Source organism: Enterobacter cloacae subsp. cloacae ATCC 13047, assembly GCF_000025565.1.
Taxonomy (GTDB): domain Bacteria; phylum Pseudomonadota; class Gammaproteobacteria; order Enterobacterales; family Enterobacteriaceae; genus Enterobacter; species Enterobacter cloacae.
This window is the reverse complement of record NC_014121.1, coordinates 1,253,729-1,271,388: the sequence shown is the minus strand read 5'-3', so window position 1 is coordinate 1,271,388 and position 17,660 is coordinate 1,253,729. Positions and strand designations below refer to the sequence as shown.

Genomic DNA, 17,660 nt, shown 5'->3' with positions numbered 1-17,660 from the left:
GCGAACGTGAGCCTCTGAGATAAATCCTGGAAATGGCTCAGGCAGTGAGCGAAGGCGCGTCGCTGCGCAGCGTCGGGCAGAGCTGTAGCATTTCCAGTAAAATCGCCACGTAGCTGCGGGCTTCCGCTTTTAAGTCAAAGGATTGCGGGGCGAAAAGCCAGTTTTCCATCAGGCCCGAAATGTAGCTGCGCATCAGAATAGCCGCCCGGCGGGTCAGGAGATTGGCCGGTAACAGTTTAGCCTGCATGCACTGGTTCAGGTTCTGTTCAATGCGGTCATAGCTTTCCAGGCTAAGGCTGCGTTGCGCCTGCTGCACAACAGCCATCTCTCCCACAAACTCACATTTATGGAAAATAATTTCCATCATTAACCGACGGCGCTCTTCAACTACCGTCGCTTCAAGGATATATACTAATATTTCTCTTAATACTGAGAGTGGATCGTCAGGGAATTTTGCCCGATACTCACTCTCGAGATCGCTAATGCTGGACTCTGAAAGCTCCCAGATTTCACTGAACAGATCTGACTTGTCTTTAAAATGCCAGTAAATCGCTCCCCGCGTAACGCCAGCGGCCTGAGCAATCTGTGCCAGCGAGGTTGACGAAACACCTTGCTGAGAAAATAAGCGGATTGCCACATCCAGAATGTGTTGTCGGGTTTCAAGCGCTTGTTGTTTGGTTTTTCGTGCCATAAGTGGGTGAATTTACAGGCGTCAGATTTACATACATTTGTGAATGTATGTACCATAGCATGACGATAATATAAACGCAGCAATGGGTTTTTGGACTCAGGACCATTGATCAATTTGAAATCGGACACTCGAGGTTTACATATGAACAAAAACAGAGGGTTAACGCCTCTGGCGGTCGTTCTGATGCTCTCAGGCAGCTTAACGCTTACAGGATGTGACGACAAACAGGCTCAACAAGGAGCGCAGCAGATGCCAGAAGTTGGCGTTGTGACGCTCAAATCCGAACCTCTTCAGATCACCACCGAATTGCCTGGCCGCACAAGTGCTTATCGCATTGCAGAAGTTCGTCCTCAGGTGAGCGGCATTATCCTGAAACGTAACTTTACCGAAGGCGGCGATGTGCAAGCCGGTGAGTCTCTTTATCAGATTGATCCCGCAACGTATCAGGCGTCGTATGAAAGCGCGAAAGGCGACCTGGCGAAAGCGGAAGCGGCGGCCAAAATCTCTCAGCTGACGTTGAATCGTTACAAAAAACTGCTCGGTACGCAGTACATCAGCCAACAGGACTACGACACAGCCCTGGCGGATGCACAGCAGGCTAACGCGGCCGTTGTGGCAGCAAAAGCAGCTGTCGAAACCGCGCGCATCAACCTGGCCTATACCAAAGTGACCTCCCCTATCAGCGGTCGTATTGGTAAATCCTCCGTGACGGAAGGGGCGCTGGTACAAAACGGTCAGGCCACAGCGATGGCAACCGTGCAGCAGCTTGATCCGATCTACGTTGACGTGACGCAGTCCAGCAACGATTTCCTGCGACTGAAACAAGAGCTGGCAAACGGCACCCTGAAGCAGGAGAACGGTAAAGCCAAAGTGGAGCTGGTCACTAACGACGGCATCAAATATCCACAGGCGGGTACGCTGGAATTCTCTGATGTAACGGTCGACCAGACCACCGGTTCCATCACCTTACGTGCGATCTTCCCGAACCCTGACCACACCCTGTTGCCAGGTATGTTCGTTCGCGCACGTCTGGAAGAAGGCACTAACCCAACCGCACTTCTGGTTCCACAGCAGGGTGTGACCCGTACGCCACGCGGCGATGCGAGCGCACTGGTTGTTGGCGCTGGTGACAAAGTCGAAATGCGCAATATCACTGCTACGCAGGCGATTGGCGATAAATGGCTGGTGACGGACGGTCTGAAAGATGGCGATCGCGTGATTGTTACTGGTTTGCAAAAAGTTCGTCCTGGCGCGCAGGTTAAAGCACAGGAAGTGAAGTCTGACGATAAACAACAAGCTTCGGCCGCTGGCCAGTCAGAACAAACCAAGTCTTAACTTAAACAGGAGCCGTTAAGACATGCCTAATTTCTTTATCGATCGCCCCATATTCGCATGGGTGATCGCCATTATTATCATGCTGGCCGGGGGACTTGCGATCCTGAAGCTGCCTGTTGCGCAATATCCGACCATTGCGCCACCGGCGGTGACGATCTCCGCAACCTACCCGGGGGCGGATGCGAAAACGGTGCAGGATACCGTTACGCAGGTTATCGAACAGAACATGAACGGTATCGATAACCTGATGTACATGTCCTCAAACAGTGACTCCACCGGTACGGTTCAGATCACCCTGACCTTCGAGTCTGGTACTGATGCTGACATCGCGCAGGTTCAGGTACAGAACAAACTGCAGCTGGCGATGCCGCTGCTGCCGCAGGAAGTACAACAGCAGGGTGTGAGCGTCGAGAAATCGTCCAGTAGCTTCCTGATGGTTGTTGGCGTTATCAACACCAACGGCACCATGACGCAGGAGGATATTTCCGACTACGTGGGCGCCAACATGAAGGACGCCATCAGCCGTACTTCAGGTGTGGGTGACGTTCAGCTGTTTGGTTCCCAGTACGCGATGCGTATCTGGATGGACCCGAACAAACTGAACAACTTCCAGCTGACGCCGGTTGACGTCATCAACGCCATTAAAGCACAGAACGCCCAGGTTGCAGCCGGTCAGTTAGGCGGTACGCCGCCGGTGAAAGGCCAGCAGCTTAACGCGTCCATCATCGCGCAAACCCGTCTGACCTCCGCCGATGAATTCAGCAAAATTCTGCTGAAAGTGAATCAGGACGGTTCGCAGGTTCGCCTGCGTGACGTGGCAAAAGTGGAGCTGGGTGGCGAAAACTACGACATCATTGCGAAGTTTAACGGCAAACCGGCTTCTGGTCTGGGTATCAAACTGGCGACCGGTGCTAACGCCCTGGACACCGCAACGGCTATCCGTGCAGAACTGAAGAAGATGGAACCGTTCTTCCCGTCAGGTCTGAAGATCGTTTATCCGTATGACACCACGCCATTCGTTAAAATTTCGATTCACGAAGTGGTTAAAACCCTGGTAGAAGCGATTATCCTGGTCTTCCTCGTGATGTATCTGTTCCTGCAGAACTTCCGCGCGACGTTGATTCCAACCATCGCCGTACCGGTCGTCTTGCTCGGAACCTTCGCCATACTGGCAATATTTGGCTACTCGATAAACACCCTGACGATGTTCGGGATGGTGCTCGCCATCGGCTTGCTGGTGGATGACGCCATCGTGGTGGTAGAAAACGTCGAGCGCGTCATGGCGGAAGAAGGTCTGCCGCCGAAGGAAGCAACCCGTAAATCCATGGGCCAGATCCAGGGCGCGCTGGTCGGTATCGCGATGGTGCTGTCCGCCGTATTTATTCCGATGGCCTTCTTCGGGGGCTCTACCGGTGCGATTTACCGTCAGTTCTCCATCACTATCGTTTCTGCGATGGCGCTGTCGGTGCTGGTGGCGTTGATCCTGACGCCTGCGCTGTGTGCAACCATGCTGAAACCGATTCAGAAAGGCGGTCACGGCGAGCACAAAGGGTTCTTCGGCTGGTTTAACCGCATGTTTGATAAGAGTACGCACCACTATACCGACAGCGTAGGGAACATTCTGCGCAGCACCGGTCGTTATCTGCTGCTCTATATCATCATCGTGGTGGGCATGGCCTATCTGTTCGTTCGTCTGCCAAGCTCGTTCCTGCCAGATGAAGACCAGGGCGTATTCCTGACGATGGCGCAGCTTCCGGCGGGTGCATCGCAAGAACGTACCCAGAAAGTGCTGGATGAAGTGACGGATTACTACCTCACCAAAGAAAAAGCGAACGTTGAATCCGTGTTTGCGGTTAACGGCTTTGGCTTTGCGGGTCGTGGCCAGAACACCGGTATCGCCTTCGTTTCACTGAAAGACTGGTCTGAACGTCCGGGCGAAGAGAACAAGGTTGAGGCGATCACCGGCCGTGCAATGGGCACCTTCTCGCAGATTAAAGATGCGATGGTCTTCGCCTTTAACCTGCCAGCGATCGTTGAACTGGGTACGGCGACCGGTTTCGACTTCCAGCTGATTGACCAGGGCGGTCTGGGCCACGAGAAACTGACTCAGGCGCGTAACCAGCTGTTTGGCGAAGTGGCTAAACACCCTGACCTGCTGGTCGGCGTGCGTCCTAACGGCCTGGAAGATACGCCGCAGTACAAGATCGACATCGACCAGGAGAAAGCACAGGCGCTGGGTGTATCCATCAGCGACATCAATACCACACTGGGCGCAGCCTGGGGCGGTAGCTACGTTAACGACTTCATCGACCGCGGTCGTGTGAAGAAAGTGTACGTGATGTCTGAAGCGCAATACCGTATGTTGCCGAACGATATCAACAACTGGTACGTTCGCGGCAGCGATGGCCAGATGGTGCCGTTCTCAGCCTTCTCGACGTCGCGCTGGGAATACGGTTCACCGCGTCTGGAACGTTATAACGGGCTGCCATCCATGGAAATTCTGGGTCAGGCCGCGCCGGGTCGAAGCACCGGTGAAGCCATGAACCTGATGGAAGAGTTAGCCAGCAAGCTGCCTGCGGGTATTGGCTATGACTGGACCGGTATGTCCTATCAGGAACGTCTGTCCGGTAACCAGGCCCCTGCCCTGTACGCCATTTCACTGATTGTGGTGTTCCTGTGTCTGGCGGCACTGTATGAGAGCTGGTCAATTCCGTTCTCCGTTATGCTGGTGGTGCCATTGGGGGTTATCGGTGCGCTGCTGGCCGCAACGTTCCGTGGGCTGACCAACGACGTGTACTTCCAGGTAGGCCTGCTGACAACCATTGGCTTGTCGGCGAAGAACGCGATACTTATCGTCGAATTCGCCAAAGATCTGATGGAGAAAGAAGGTAAAGGCCTGATCGAAGCCACGCTTGAAGCTGTTCGTATGCGTCTGCGTCCTATTCTGATGACCTCACTGGCATTTATCCTCGGGGTACTGCCGCTGGTTATCAGCTCTGGTGCGGGTTCCGGCGCACAGAACGCGGTAGGTACCGGGGTAATGGGCGGTATGATCACCGCGACCGTACTGGCTATCTTCTTCGTACCGGTGTTCTTTGTGGTGGTTCGCCGCCGCTTCAGCCGGAAGAATGAAGATATTGAACACAGTCATTCGGTAGAACCTCACTGATACCGGTTTCACATGATAAAAAGGCCGCATTAGCGGCCTTTTTCATTTCTGAAAAAAATCATAAAATACGCTTATTGTCGTTTTATTTATTTTATGCCATGTTTAAAAGGCATATCATAATTAGCAGAAAACTTAATGGGCGAACTCAGGATTGTTTTAATTCCATTTCGCCGCTTAACTTATTAGGAATATTCCTAATAACAAGTCCATACAAAGAAAATTCTGAATCCGGACTTTTTCCGCGTGTTTACGCTAAATCAATGAAACGTAAGGAAGCGAAAAAAAACCAGCGTTAATTTGGATAAAAGTGTTCATCTTAGGATGTACTATTGCGTAAACGCTCGCAGACTCTGATTTTAATTGTAATTTTTCGTAATAGCGCGGTGAAATCCTGATCAGAGTGGCTTATAGTTAGAGTGAACAGGAGCACAGCACCCGTAGAGCTAAGTAGGTTGTATCCATCCCGACAATGATGTTCGGTGAGTAAGAAATCACTCAGAAGGGGATGCGCTATGGACGAGTACTCGCCAAAAAGGCATGATATCGCGCAGTTGAAATTTCTCTGCGAATCCTTGTACCATGACTGCCTTGCCAATCTTGATGAAAGTAATCATGGCTGGGTGAACGATCCAACATCGGCCATCAATTTGCAATTGAATGAGTTGATAGAGCATATCGCGACCTTCGCACTTAATTATAAAATTAAGTACAATGAAGATAATAAACTGATTGAGCAAATTGACGAATACCTGGATGACACCTTTATGTTGTTCAGCAGCTACGGCATTAACGCGCAGGATTTGCAGAAATGGCGTAAATCTGGAAACCGGCTATTCCGCTGTTTCGTCAACGTGAGCAGAGCTAACCCGGTTAGCCTTTCCTGTTAAAATTATTACAATGACTAAGGTGAATTTATGTCTGATAAACCACTCACAAAAACCGATTATTTGATGCGCTTACGACGTTGTCAGTCAATTGACACACTCGAACGCGTGATTGAAAAAAATAAATACGAGCTTTCTGATAATGAACTGACCGTATTTTATTCAGCCGCTGACCATCGCCTTGCCGAGCTGACCATGAATAAACTGTATGACAAAATCCCTCCTTCCGTGTGGAAATTTGTCCGTTAGTTGTTGCAGTGTGTCTGTAGAGGTTCTACGCCACTCTCTTAGTTGTTTATACCTTTCGAATTACGATCCCGGTGTTAAAGCCAGGTCTCCGTGTAAAACGTGATCATTAGCAACAATGTTGTGACTTTAGTCACACGCGCCTTTCGGGAACGTTCCCTTCCTGGCTTATCCCGATTACCCTGCGGTAATCGAACCCAGAGAGGCATCCTATGAGCGTAGAAAAACAGAAAATGATTGCGGGTGAACATTACCGTCCTGGCGATGAAACATTACGGGCCGACCGACTGCGTGCCCGCCATCTGGTTCACCGCTATAACCACTCAGCCCCCGATGAGAAAACAGAACGCCAGAAGATTCTGGCGGAACTGCTGGGGCAAAGTGAAGGGGCTTATATTGAGCCAGCTTTCCGTTGTGACTATGGCTATAACATTTTCCTGGGCAAAGAATTTTACGCTAACTTCGACTGCGTGATGCTCGATGTCTGCCCTATTCATATTGGTGATAACTGTATGCTCGCGCCTGGCGTGCATATTTATACGGCCACCCACCCGCTGGATGCCGAAGAACGCAACAGCGGAGTGGAATACGGTAAACCCGTGCGCATTGGCAATAATGTCTGGATCGGCGGACGGGCAGTGATTAACCCGGGCGTCACGGTGGGGGATAATGTGGTGATCGCCTCCGGCGCTGTGGTGACAAAAGATGTCCCGGCCAATGCCGTCGTCGGGGGTAATCCGGCGAAAATTATCAAAATGCTGTGAAGGTGTGGGGAGTCAACTGTTATGGTCTTTCAGCGCGTAACTGTTACTTTTTTCAGTCAAATGGCTCCCCTAAAATAGGCAGATCCCCTGTATTCAACAATCATGAAGGCAAAAAATGACCGAAATACAGCGCCTGCTTACCGCCACCATCGACGATCTCAACATCCGCGAAAAGCGCGATAATCGCCCGCGCTTTAGCATTAGCTTTATTCGCAAACATCCAGGCCTGTTTGTCGCAATGTATGCCGCCTGGCTGGCAACGCTGATTGTCATGCTGAAATCCGAAACGCTGGTGGACTCCGTCTGGCTGCTTGTGGTGCTGTTTGTGGTATTTAACGCGTTTTTCTTTTTTGACGTGCATCCGCGCTATCGTTATGAAGATATCGACGTGCTCGATTTCCGGGTCTGCTACAACGGCGAGTGGTACAACACCCGTTTTGTCCCGCCGGAGCTGATCGACAGCATTCTGCACTCCCCTGCGGTAGAAACCGAACAAAAAGAGAAACTGCAAAAAATGGTCTCAACCAAAGGCCAGCTCTCTTTCTATGATGTCTTTACCCTTTCCCGCCCTGCTGTTGCGTGATCAGTATCTGTATGCGTCGGATAGCCGACGCATACAGTGAAGCCGATGTGTTCCCGTAGCCTAATACCAGACCGCTCTGCCCCTGTTTTGTATCAAGGTAATACCCGCTCAATGCCGCTGGAGCCAGCTGATACGCCCTGGCCTGTTCCACCAGTTGCCTGTCGTCGATTCCGTCAATCGCCACCGTCAGATGCATGCCCCCTTCCCCCGCCAGAACCCGGTGTGGTACATGAAGCTCCGCATTCAGAGCCTCACGCAGCTGTCGGTAGCGTTTACGATAGAGACGACGCATGGCTGCCAAATGGCGCGCATAGTGGCCCTCTTCAATGAACAGCGCCAGGGTACGCTGCTCGGCGCGATGCCCGCCGCGCAATAACGAACCGATGGCCGGGCGTGCCGCTTTCGCCAGCGCCGGGGGGAAAACCATAAACCCCATTCTGAGCGACGGGAATAACGTTTTGCTGAATGTTCCCAGATAAACAACGGGCGCATGGTTAATCATTCCCAGCATCGCCGGTACCGGCTCACCGCTATAACGAAACTCGCTGTCGTAATCATCCTCGATAATCCAGGCGTTATGTTGTCGCGCCACATCCAGTAACGCCAGACGCCGCCGCGCGCTGAGGACACTTCCGTACGGAAACTGATGTGAAGGTGAAGTAAAAATAAGCGAAGGGGACGGCGCATCTGTTCCTTCCCAGCACATGCCCTCTCCATCAACCGGTATTCCCGTTATGGCTAAACCCGCTTTCACAAAGGCGCTTTTTGCGCCGGCATAGCCGGGATCTTCCACCCAGGCAACATCGCCCGGCTCACTCAATAGCAGGGTGCAGAGGTTCACACCTTCCAGTGCGCCTTCGGTGATCACAATCTGGCTGGCGTCGCAGTCAATCCCGCGGGAAAGCGCAAGGTGGCGGGCAATGGCCGCCCGCAAAGCAGGTTCCCCGGCGGGATCGCCGTAGCCCAACAGGGTACTTCCCTCCTCCCGCAACACGCGATCGTACAGGCGCCGCCAGAGCGGCAAGGGAAAATAGTTGATGGCCGGTGTCCCCGGCGTAAAGGCCAGAACCGGCGTGCTACGCGGTACAGGGGCAGGCAGTGCGCTAACCCGCCCGGCAAGCGCAACCGCGGGCGCCGGTAAATCCTGCGCGAGCTGACGGGCCGCCAGCGGTGCCACCCGCGTTCCCTGGCGGCTACACAACAGATACCCTTCGAGCGTGAGCTGTTCCAGTGCCGCATTAACGGTGTTTCGGGAAAGGGAGAGGTGCCCGGCCAGCGTCCTGGAACCAGACAGGCGGCTACCGGACTGTAACCTGCCGGACAATATGTACTCCCGCAATGAAAGATAAAGCGTGCGCTGCAGCGTCTCTTGTCCGCGGTTTTTCAGCGCCGTATTCAGCAAAGTATACAGTTCATCGCCAGGAATATTCATCGCCCCTCCTCGTGGTACCACCAAAACATAGCCTGTTGGTCCTTTTTAAGGAACCACTTCTTCACTAGTCTGGAACTCTTTACAACGTCACGGAGATGAAGATGAATACTTTCAATCAGTTTGGGCAGCCGGTGGGCGAAGCGCTAATCGACTGGCAGCCCCGTCAGCACCCTTCCCGGGTGGTCCTTCAGGGCCGCTACTGCTGGCTTGAGCCGCTGCAGGTGGAGCATGCCGGTGCGCTGTTTGCCGCTTATTCACTCGCCGAAGATACCCGAAGCTGGACATGGCTTCTGCGTGAACCCGATGCCACGGCAGGTGAATTTGCCGCATGGGTGGCAAGCGTGAGTGAATTATCAGACCCGATACACTTTACCGTCTTCGATAATCAGACCCGCTCCCCGGTGGGAACCCTGGCCCTGATGCGTATCGACCCCAAAAATGGCGTTGTGGAGGTGGGACACGTTCATTTTTCCCCGCTGTTGAGCCGCACGCCAATGTCTACCGAAGCGCAGTTTCTGCTGATGCAATACGTGTTCGATACCCTGGGCTACCGGCGTTATGAGTGGAAGTGCAACAGCCTGAACGAGCCTTCCCGCAAGGCTGCGCTGCGTCTGGGCTTTTTGTTTGAGGGGCGTTTTCGCCAGGCGCTGGTCACCAAAGGCCATAACCGGGATACGGACTGGTTTTCGATTATCGACAAAGAGTGGCCTGCGCTGGCGAGCGCCTTTGAAAGCTGGCTTGCCACCGACAATTTTACAGCCGATGGCAAACAGAAGAGATCCCTGGAAAGCTGGCGTGAAACGGGCGTCTAGCGTCTTTTTTTACGTCCCTGCACCGCTTTAAAGCGCGGGTTTGATTTGCAAATCACATACAGGCGTCCCTTACGTTTGACTATCTGGCAATCCGGGTGACGCTGTTTCGCACTCCGCAACGAGTTAAGTACCTGCATGATCACCCCCGCTTCGCATTAAGAAAGCCGCCAAAACGTTTACGGAAGCGCGCCGCGCTGCCATCCGTCGAGAAGGTTTTCTGTTTGCCGGTATAAAACGGATGCGATTTTGAAGAGACCTCGATGGTGATGTAAGGATAGGTTTCACCGTCGAGTTCAATTTCGCGGTCAGTCTTGATGGTTGAACCAACTTTAAAGTATTCATTGGCGCTGGTGTCGTGAAACACCACGGTGCGATAGGCTGGATGGATATTGGGTTTCATCGTGAATCACTCATGTTTTGTTATAACATAACAAAATAATATCCAGGCTGTGCGGTAAAAACAACCCCCGAGAGTGCATCACATTTCCGACGATATTTTTTGATTTCGCTGCTGCGGAACGAAAACCATGACGCTCACGTGCTATAACTATATCATTTCGCGGTAAAAACTTTCTCCTCTGGCAAGCGTCTCAGTGCCCTGGAGTGGGCATATGAGGAAGGACACGGCAGCATGAAAACCCGACATCTGGTCAGCCTGGTGACTGGCATACTGATCTTTTCTGTGCTGATACCGATTTGCCTCAGTATCTGGCTGGCGCATCGCCAGGCGGAAGAAAAATTTGTCGATGCGCTGGACAGCTATGCCTCACGCGTGCTGTTGCGTACGGACAGGGTTGTTGGGCAGGCCAAGGAAGCACTCACGCAGCTGCAGACCTTTAAAGGCCCTCCGTGTAGCCATTTGCATTTACGGGAAATGCGCCGGATCGCCTTCTCGTGGCTCTATGTTCAGGAAGTGATCTACACCGATAACCTTAAACCACTGTGCTCGTCGCTGGAACAGGTCAGCAAAGCGACCGCGTTCCCGCCGCCCATGCGCATTACGGAAGATGGCTATAGCGCGTGGCTTACGAGGCCAAACGAACTCGGTTTCAACCGCAACATGGCCGTGCTGGGGCAAGGACATTATCTTGTACTGGTCGATCCCGCCTCGCTGGTGGATGTGATCCCCTTCGCCGATATTTCTATCGATGCCGCCCTGGTAGCGAACGCAACGCATCTCGTGTTCTCCAGCAGCAGTAAACTGGATCCGCACATCCGCAACATGATTAAAGATCAGGAGATGGTCAGTGTTGAGTACAACGGTGCAATGTACGTCATGAAGCCCGTACCGGAGTTGGGAATAAACGTTGTTGCATGGGCTGCACTAAAACCGCTGGCGGAAACCTGGCACCGGCAGCTCCTTTTCTGGCTGCCGTTTGGCATGCTGATAAGCCTGCTTGCCGCCCTGTTTGTTCTGCGGATATTGCGTCGCATCCAGTCACCGCGTAACCGCCTGCTTGATGCCATCAATAACCGCGAATTCGAGGTTTATTACCAGCCTATTGTGGCGCTCTGTAGCGGGAAAATAGTGGGCGCAGAGGCGCTAACGCGCTGGCCTCAGCCTGACGGGAGTAGCCTGTCGTCTGACAGTTTCGTCCCGCTGGCGGAACAAACGGGGCTTATCTCGCGCCTCACGCATCTGGTGATCGAAAAAGTGTTCGAGGATATGGGCAACTGGCTGCATCTCCATGCCGATCAGCATATCTCCGTCAACCTCGCGCCTGCAGATTTAACCTCCGGCAAGCTGCCGCCGCTTCTGAGCCAGCTACTCAATAAATGGCAAGTCCGCCCGGAACAGATAGCGCTTGAATTAACCGAACGCGGCTTTGCCGATCCCAAAATCAGCGCACCGGCCATCGCCGCTTTTCGCCGTTCGGGCCACGCCATTTACATCGATGATTTTGGCACGGGCTATTCCAGCCTGAGCTATCTGCAGGATCTGGACGTCGACACGCTGAAAATTGATAAGTCGTTCGTGGATGCGCTGGAGTACAAAAACGTAACGCCACACATTATAGGAATGGCGAAATCACTGAAGCTGGCGATGGTTGCTGAGGGCGTGGAAACCGCAGGGCAGCTCGCCTGGCTGCACCGTCACGGCGTGCAATACGGGCAAGGCTGGTACTACAGTAAGGCGCTGCCAAAAGCGGAATTTATGGCATGGGCAGAAAATAACCTTAACGCCCCTTCTACTTCAGATAAGATTTGATCACCTGTAAAACCACGCCAAGATCGGCCTCACGCTGATCTTCCTCAGGCTCTTTGACGACGTGATCGGTTAAATGGCCTTCGATCACCTGCAGCATCATGCCATTCACCGCACCGCGGATCGCGGCCAGCTGCTGTAATACCTCGGCACACTCATGCTCGTCGTTACTGAGCATTTTTTCCAGCGCGGTGCTCTGTCCCTGAATTTTCTTCAGGCGAGTCAATAACATCTTCTTGTGACGAACCGTATGTGACATCTCTGCATCCTTCTTCTTCTGGCGGGTAAAGCATAACACGCCCTACTCCCCCTGAGTATTTTTCTACTGGGGGGTAGTATTCAACTACTGGGGGGGAGTACTATCTGCGCACCTTTTCCAGTGCGGATTTTGTAATGAACGATTTTGCTTCTCTTCTGCAACAGGGCAACGCATGGCTATTCATTCCCAGCGCGATCCTGCTCGGTGCCCTGCATGGTCTTGAGCCGGGCCACTCTAAAACAATGATGGCGGCCTTTATTGTGGCGATCCGCGGCACGCTGAAACAGGCGGTATTGTTGGGGCTGGCGGCCACGCTTTCCCATACCGCGGTGGTCTGGATCATTGCCATGGCGGGATTATGGTTTGGTCGCGGCTGGGATGCGCAAACCTCTGAACCCTGGTTCCAGCTTATCTCTGGGGTATTGATCGTTTTGATCGCGCTGTGGATGGCGTGGCGTACCTGGAAGGAGAATCAGCCGCACGATCATCATCACCACCATGACCATGACCACCATCATGATCATCACCACCATGAACATCAACTGGTTGCAGAGGAGTGGCAAGACGTCCACCAGCGCGCCCATGCGCAGGATATCAATCGTCGTTTTAACGGACAAAACGTCACCACCGGGCAAATTGCGATGTTTGGGCTGACCGGCGGGTTGATCCCCTGCCCGGCGTCAATCACCGTCCTGCTGATCTGCCTGCAGCTCAAGCACTTTGCCCTGGGCGCCACGCTGGTATTTAGCTTCAGTATTGGTCTGGCGTTAACGCTGGTGGCATCGGGCGCGATTGCCGCGTTAAGCCTTAAACATGCCACAAAACGCTGGCCGGGGTTCAGCGAGTTTTCACGCAAAGCACCGTGGTTCTCTGCGGCACTGATTATCCTGGTGGGGGGTTACATGATCCTGCACGGGTTAGGCGGTATCCTGGCCTGAACCAGGCGGCCAACGCGTGGCCGCCACCGAAGGTCAGTTGAGGTTCTGACGCCAGCTAAAGCGATAGCGAAGCTGACAATTTTGCAGGATGAATTCCGGCGAGACGCTGGGGCTCCAGGAGTCATCTCCACCCACGCCCATATGGAACGCATCAAGATTGAGCCAATACCCCGGCTCGTCACGCAGCAGATGGTGATGGGTTGTCTCACGCAGCTGTTGCTGGCTGTAGCGGCTCACAGAGAAATGGAACTGCCCGTTCAACTGATGCGTCCCCAGCACCAGTTCACGGGTATCGCACCGCAAGCCGTTTTCCGTCGGGAAGATGTACGGCGTATGCATTGCCTGCAGCGGCAACGTCCAGCGCCCCTGCTGTGCTGCCAGCTTTCTGTCCGGGTAGTTTTCATGCGGCCCCAGCCCCAGCCAGTGAACGGCTTCCGGCGGCCGGGCAAGATGCATGCTCAGGCCAATACGCGCAGGCTCCGGAATATCAGACGCAACCTCTACCTCAACCTCACCGTGCAGCACACCCTGATCGTCCACCCGCCAGACTTTACGGCTCAGGAACAGCGCTTTGCCGAGATGTTCCCAGGCATGCAGCGTCGTGACTACCGCCTCGCGGGCATGCTGCTCTCCTTCACAACGCAGCAACCGCGGGGTAATGTCGTACATCCCCGCCGCCTTCCAGCGCTCCACCCATGCATTTGGATCGATACGCGTGGCCTCGCTGACCCCGATATCATTGTCCAGCGGCGCGCGGGTAAAGTTATCCGTCAGCGGCGAGAGCAGCGTTTCAACGCCATTGTTCAGCCACTGCGTCAGGTGTCCTGAGGTACGGTCAACTATCCATCGCTGCTGCTGGTGCGTCAGGGTCAGCATCTCATCGGTTTGCGTCAGTACCGGCGGCACACCCACCGGTGCGGGCGGGGCGATAAACAACGGTGCCGGGAGTGGCCATTGATCCCACGCGCAGCGATGGTTTTCCGGTGACCACGGCGTTGCCTTCAGCTGGTACACCTCTACATTCAGCCAGACCTCGCCCGGCTCCGCCGTCAGCGCGGGCAGCGAGATGTCCAGACGCTGAGTCTCCTGAGGCGCGATGGAGAGCGTAACCTCCCCCTTAGCCAGCACCGTTCCGTCACGGGTCACCGACCATCTGAGCAGCTCGTTATCCGTATGACGGAACAGGTAATCGCTTTGCACGTCCACCACCAGCGGAGAAGTGCTTACCCGCGTAAAGGTAAAGAACTGCTGCGCGCGCTGAGCCTCATACAGTGCCGGGTGCGGCGTGCGATCGGGGAACACCAGCCCGTTAAGGCAGAACTGTCGGTCATTGGGTGTATCACCAAAATCGCCGCCGTAGGCCCAGAACGGGGTGCCATTTTCATCTTTCTTCGTCAGCGCCTGGTCGACCCAGTCCCAGACAAATCCTCCCTGCAGACGTGGATGGCTACGAAACGCCTGCCAGTATCTGGCGAAGCCGCCAAAGCTGTTGCCCATTGCGTGGGCGTATTCGCAGAGGATCAGCGGTCGGGTTTCATCCGGCAACCCGATCCATTTTTTAATGGACCATTTAGGCACCGCCGGGAACGGCTGGTCCTGATCAACACGGGCATACATCGGACAAATGATATCGGTCGCCGCCGTGTTCGCTCCACCGCCTTCATATTGAACCGGGCGCGTCGGATCGGCGGTTTTTAGCCAGCGATACAGCGCGTCGTGGTTTGCACCGTGACCAGACTCATTGCCCAGCGACCAGATGATAATGGACGGATGATTACGATCGCGTTGCACCATGCGGGTCACGCGCTCGCTCATGGCGGGCAGCCAGCGGGGATCGTCAGCGAGACGACTCATCGGCACCATGCCGTGGGTTTCGATATTGGCCTCGTCAACCACATAGAGGCCGTAGCGATCGCAAAGCCGGTACCACAGAGGATGGTTTGGGTAGTGCGAGCAGCGCACGGCGTTGAAGTTGTGCTGCTTCATGATTTCGATATCGCGACGCATCGTCGCTTCGTCCATCACCTGGCCGTTTTCCGGGTGATGTTCATGCCGGTTGACCCCGCGGATCAGCAGTGGCTTGCCGTTGAGCTTCAGCAGGCCATTGCTGATTTCAACGCGGCGGAAGCCCACATCACAGGCTTCAATCTCCAGCACCTCACCCTGCGGGTCCAGCAGCGCGATCGTCAGCCGATAAAGCGCTGGGGTCTCAGCACTCCATAAGGCGGGTGACGCAACCGGGATCGCCACCGTCAACCGCTCGGCCCAGTTGCCACGTTCATCCACAATGGCCGAGCCTGGCCGCCGGGTGGCGCTGGCACAGCGTTCACCGTTGCGCCAGAGCGTTATTGCCACCTCGCACTCCGCAAAGTGAGCGCCCGCCAGGGAGACATCCACCTTAAGCACGGAGCGATCCAGCTCCGCATTGAGGTCGGTAACCACCTGATAATCCGCGATGTACGTCTCCGGCTTATGCAGCAGCGACACATCGCGGAAAATCCCGCTCATGCGCCACATGTCCTGATCTTCCAGATAGCTTCCGTCGCACCAGCGCAAAACCATCACGGCCAGGCGGTTCTGGCCAGCACGCAACACGCCCGAAAGATCGAATTCGGCCGGCAGACGGCTGTCCTGGGAATACCCCACCCACTGACCGTTGCACCAGAGATGAAACGCCGAGTTCACGCCATCAAAGATAATGCGGGTTTGCCCGCCCTCGAGCCACGCGTCCTCCACTTCAAATGTGAGCGAGTAACAACCGATCGGATTCTCTGCCGGAACAAAGGGCGGATTGACGGGAATGGGATAGGTGACGTTGGTGTAAACAGGTGTATCAACCCCCTGCATCTGCCAGTTTGACGGCACCGGCATCGCAACGGCATCCGGGCAATCTTCGCCTGTCCATGCCTGCGGAACCTGCTCAGGTGCAGAAAAGAAGCTAAATCGCCACTCCCCATTCAGGGAACGTCGGCTGATGGATGCCGCGTCCTCTCTGGCGGCGTGTTCATTACGCCAGCTATGAAATGGCGCATGCGCCGCCAGCCGGTTCCACTGGGTGACGCCGGGATTTTCCCAGTCCCGACGGGCCAGAAGTGCGCTGAGAGTCAGCGAGACAGTATTGGACATATTATCCTCTTTGCGAAGCGCTCACAATTTTACTCAACATGCCCTGGCAAACTGCCGCGGTAAAGCGTGGGATCGCCGTGTAGCGAGTCAGATCACAAAAGTGTTACTGGCGAGCAAGTTGCTCTGCCAGCAGGGCCAGGCTTCTCAGCTGTTGCGCAAGATCCTCACGATCGGCCTGCTGCGGGGTGCGACGGGCACTGGATTGTCGGCTAATCAACGTGACGGGCAACTGAACCTGCCAGCAGGCTTCATGGCGGGCGGGAGCCAGCAGCCACTCCACACTTTGTTCACCTGCCTCGCGAAATGCCTGACGGATGGTGGTAAGCGGAGGTGAAAACCAGGCGCTGTCGGCGGTATCGTCAAACCCCACTATCGATATCTGGCCCGGGATCGTCACCCCTTTTTCCGCGCAGGCTCGCATCACCCCCAGCGCCATTTGATCGTTAGCCACCAGAATGGCATCCGGTAACGTTGCAGCAGACAACAGCGCATGCCCCTTTTCATAACCGCAGGCTGCGCTCCAGTCGCCGTAGGCCACCGCCGCCGCCTCAAGGCCAGCTTCCGCCAGCGCGGCTTTCCATGCCGCCAGACGGGCACGAGCGGAAACAGAGCTTTCCGGCCCGCTCAGCAATGCAATACGCTGATGCCCGAGCGACAGCAAATGTTCAACGCCCAGACGAGCGCCCTGTTCAGCATTAAACACCAGGCTGTTGACCACTGCCGACGGAGAGACATCCAGAAACAGCACCGGCACGGGCGACGCCAGTGCCTTGAGTTGTTCGGCATGGGGATCGTCAAGCGGCACGTTCACCAGCAGGGCTTCCACGCGCTGCGCCAGCAGCTCCTGAAGCGCGGTCTGGCACTGTTGCGGATGTTCCACCATTGAGATCAGTACGCTCGCCCCCTTTTCTACCGCCCGGGATTTGACCGCAGAGACAATTTGCGAAGGCGCGTGCAGCGCCAGATCGGTAGTGATCAGTCCCAGCGTACGGATGCGCTTGCCCGCCAGCTGCTGCGCGCCACGGTTAGGAACATAGTGCAGCTCCGCCATGGCCTGCTGCACCTTTTCCCGTGTCCGGGCAGAAACATGCTCCGCGTCGTTAATCACACGGGAAACGGTTTGATAAGACACCCCCGCAAGGAGGGCAACATCATAGAGGGTAATGGCTTTCATGCGTTCCGGCCTGGTGTTAACAGAGCCGTCTATTGTGGCAC

General features: G+C 54.8%; 16 protein-coding genes. 9 read left to right on the top strand and 7 right to left on the bottom strand.

What is annotated here, in order from left to right:
• Positions 1–37 precede the first annotated feature (37 nt).
• On the bottom strand, positions 38–691 hold the full coding sequence (gene acrR, locus ECL_RS06020; RefSeq protein WP_013095892.1) for a multidrug efflux transporter transcriptional repressor AcrR: 654 nt from the start codon (positions 689–691) through the stop codon (positions 38–40).
• A 141-nt stretch (positions 692–832) separates the two neighbouring features.
• Here acrR and acrA point away from each other — a divergent pair, with 141 nt between their 5' ends.
• The 6 genes from acrA (at position 833) to ECL_RS05990 (ending at position 7,672) form a co-directional block, all read left to right on the top strand.
• A complete protein-coding gene (gene acrA, locus ECL_RS06015; RefSeq protein WP_013095891.1) occupies positions 833–2,026 on the top strand; it encodes a multidrug efflux RND transporter periplasmic adaptor subunit AcrA in 1,194 nt (397 codons plus the stop codon).
• 22 nt (positions 2,027–2,048) lie between these two features.
• Positions 2,049–5,195 carry a multidrug efflux RND transporter permease subunit AcrB gene (gene acrB, locus ECL_RS06010; protein WP_013095890.1) on the top strand — a complete coding sequence of 1,049 codons (3,147 nt, stop codon included), beginning with the start codon at positions 2,049–2,051 and terminating at the stop codon, positions 5,193–5,195.
• A 512-nt stretch (positions 5,196–5,707) separates the two neighbouring features.
• Entirely contained in the window at positions 5,708–6,082 is a 375-nt protein-coding gene (tomB, locus tag ECL_RS06005) for an Hha toxicity modulator TomB (RefSeq protein WP_008499288.1), read from the top strand.
• A 27-nt stretch (positions 6,083–6,109) separates the two neighbouring features.
• The gene (locus tag ECL_RS06000; RefSeq protein ID WP_013095889.1) at positions 6,110–6,328 is read left to right on the top strand and encodes an HHA domain-containing protein; all 219 of its coding nucleotides are present in this window, start codon (positions 6,110–6,112) and stop codon (positions 6,326–6,328) included.
• A gap of 209 nt (positions 6,329–6,537) precedes the next feature.
• Complete coding sequence (gene maa / locus ECL_RS05995; RefSeq protein ID WP_013095888.1) at positions 6,538–7,089, top strand: maltose O-acetyltransferase; 552 nt, start codon at positions 6,538–6,540, stop codon at positions 7,087–7,089.
• 115 nt (positions 7,090–7,204) lie between these two features.
• A complete protein-coding gene (locus tag ECL_RS05990; protein ID WP_013095887.1) occupies positions 7,205–7,672 on the top strand; it encodes a YlaC family protein in 468 nt (155 codons plus the stop codon).
• On the opposite strand, the gene pdxR is transcribed toward ECL_RS05990, so the two are convergent.
• A complete protein-coding gene (pdxR, locus tag ECL_RS05985) occupies positions 7,644–9,104 on the bottom strand; it encodes a MocR-like pyridoxine biosynthesis transcription factor PdxR (RefSeq protein ID WP_013095886.1) in 1,461 nt (486 codons plus the stop codon). The two genes, ECL_RS05990 and pdxR, sit on opposite strands and share 29 nt — an antisense overlap.
• A gap of 101 nt (positions 9,105–9,205) precedes the next feature.
• On the opposite strand from pdxR, the gene ECL_RS05980 reads away from it, so the two are divergent.
• Positions 9,206–9,916 (top strand): GNAT family N-acetyltransferase, encoded by a 711-nt coding sequence (locus tag ECL_RS05980; RefSeq protein ID WP_013095885.1) that lies wholly within the window; start codon positions 9,206–9,208, stop codon positions 9,914–9,916.
• Here the strand turns inward: ECL_RS05980 and ykgO are convergent.
• Both ykgO and ECL_RS05970 read right to left on the bottom strand, forming a co-directional pair.
• Positions 9,913–10,053, bottom strand: coding sequence for a type B 50S ribosomal protein L36 (ykgO, locus tag ECL_RS05975; protein WP_003859006.1), 141 nt, complete (start codon positions 10,051–10,053; stop codon positions 9,913–9,915). The two genes, ECL_RS05980 and ykgO, sit on opposite strands and share 4 nt — an antisense overlap.
• Before the next feature lie 2 nt (positions 10,054–10,055).
• The gene (locus ECL_RS05970) at positions 10,056–10,316 is read right to left on the bottom strand and encodes a type B 50S ribosomal protein L31 (RefSeq protein WP_006176933.1); all 261 of its coding nucleotides are present in this window, start codon (positions 10,314–10,316) and stop codon (positions 10,056–10,058) included.
• 231 nt (positions 10,317–10,547) lie between these two features.
• On the opposite strand from ECL_RS05970, the gene ECL_RS05965 reads away from it, so the two are divergent.
• Positions 10,548–12,125: an EAL domain-containing protein gene (locus tag ECL_RS05965; RefSeq protein WP_013095884.1), complete on the top strand. Its 1,578-nt coding sequence runs from the start codon at positions 10,548–10,550 to the stop codon at positions 12,123–12,125.
• On the opposite strand, the gene ECL_RS05960 is transcribed toward ECL_RS05965, so the two are convergent.
• Positions 12,106–12,381, bottom strand: coding sequence for a metal/formaldehyde-sensitive transcriptional repressor (locus ECL_RS05960; RefSeq protein WP_014830896.1), 276 nt, complete (start codon positions 12,379–12,381; stop codon positions 12,106–12,108). The two genes, ECL_RS05965 and ECL_RS05960, sit on opposite strands and share 20 nt — an antisense overlap.
• Before the next feature lie 134 nt (positions 12,382–12,515).
• Between ECL_RS05960 and ECL_RS05955 the strand changes: the two genes are divergently transcribed.
• Positions 12,516–13,319: a nickel/cobalt efflux protein RcnA gene (locus tag ECL_RS05955; protein ID WP_013095882.1), complete on the top strand. Its 804-nt coding sequence runs from the start codon at positions 12,516–12,518 to the stop codon at positions 13,317–13,319.
• A gap of 33 nt (positions 13,320–13,352) precedes the next feature.
• Here ECL_RS05955 and ECL_RS05950 read toward each other — a convergent pair whose 3' ends face one another.
• Together ECL_RS05950 and ECL_RS05945 are read right to left on the bottom strand one after the other, a co-directional pair.
• Positions 13,353–16,445, bottom strand: coding sequence for a beta-galactosidase (locus ECL_RS05950; RefSeq protein ID WP_013095881.1), 3,093 nt, complete (start codon positions 16,443–16,445; stop codon positions 13,353–13,355).
• A gap of 103 nt (positions 16,446–16,548) precedes the next feature.
• Positions 16,549–17,619: a LacI family DNA-binding transcriptional regulator gene (locus ECL_RS05945; protein WP_013095880.1), complete on the bottom strand. Its 1,071-nt coding sequence runs from the start codon at positions 17,617–17,619 to the stop codon at positions 16,549–16,551.
• Between the last annotated feature and the right edge of the window lie 41 nt (positions 17,620–17,660).

Bases quoted from the DNA above. Each gene is read 5' to 3' on its own strand.
- ECL_RS05980 (WP_013095885.1), top strand. From the start codon at position 9,206: ATGAATACTTTCAATCAGTTTGGGCAGCCGGTGGGCGAAGCGCTAATC.
- pdxR (WP_013095886.1), bottom strand. From the start codon at position 9,104: ATGAATATTCCTGGCGATGAACTGTATACTTTGCTGAATACGGCGCTG.
- ECL_RS05960 (WP_014830896.1), bottom strand. From the start codon at position 12,381: ATGTCACATACGGTTCGTCACAAGAAGATGTTATTGACTCGCCTGAAG.
- ykgO (WP_003859006.1), bottom strand. From the start codon at position 10,053: ATGCAGGTACTTAACTCGTTGCGGAGTGCGAAACAGCGTCACCCGGAT.
- tomB (WP_008499288.1), top strand. From the start codon at position 5,708: ATGGACGAGTACTCGCCAAAAAGGCATGATATCGCGCAGTTGAAATTT.
- ECL_RS05965 (WP_013095884.1), top strand. From the start codon at position 10,548: ATGAAAACCCGACATCTGGTCAGCCTGGTGACTGGCATACTGATCTTT.
- acrB (WP_013095890.1), top strand. From the start codon at position 2,049: ATGCCTAATTTCTTTATCGATCGCCCCATATTCGCATGGGTGATCGCC.
- ECL_RS06000 (WP_013095889.1), top strand. From the start codon at position 6,110: ATGTCTGATAAACCACTCACAAAAACCGATTATTTGATGCGCTTACGA.
- ECL_RS05955 (WP_013095882.1), top strand. From the start codon at position 12,516: ATGAACGATTTTGCTTCTCTTCTGCAACAGGGCAACGCATGGCTATTC.
- acrR (WP_013095892.1), bottom strand. From the start codon at position 691: ATGGCACGAAAAACCAAACAACAAGCGCTTGAAACCCGACAACACATT.
- ECL_RS05970 (WP_006176933.1), bottom strand. From the start codon at position 10,316: ATGAAACCCAATATCCATCCAGCCTATCGCACCGTGGTGTTTCACGAC.
- acrA (WP_013095891.1), top strand. From the start codon at position 833: ATGAACAAAAACAGAGGGTTAACGCCTCTGGCGGTCGTTCTGATGCTC.
- ECL_RS05950 (WP_013095881.1), bottom strand. From the start codon at position 16,445: ATGTCCAATACTGTCTCGCTGACTCTCAGCGCACTTCTGGCCCGTCGG.
- maa (WP_013095888.1), top strand. From the start codon at position 6,538: ATGAGCGTAGAAAAACAGAAAATGATTGCGGGTGAACATTACCGTCCT.
- ECL_RS05945 (WP_013095880.1), bottom strand. From the start codon at position 17,619: ATGAAAGCCATTACCCTCTATGATGTTGCCCTCCTTGCGGGGGTGTCT.
- ECL_RS05990 (WP_013095887.1), top strand. From the start codon at position 7,205: ATGACCGAAATACAGCGCCTGCTTACCGCCACCATCGACGATCTCAAC.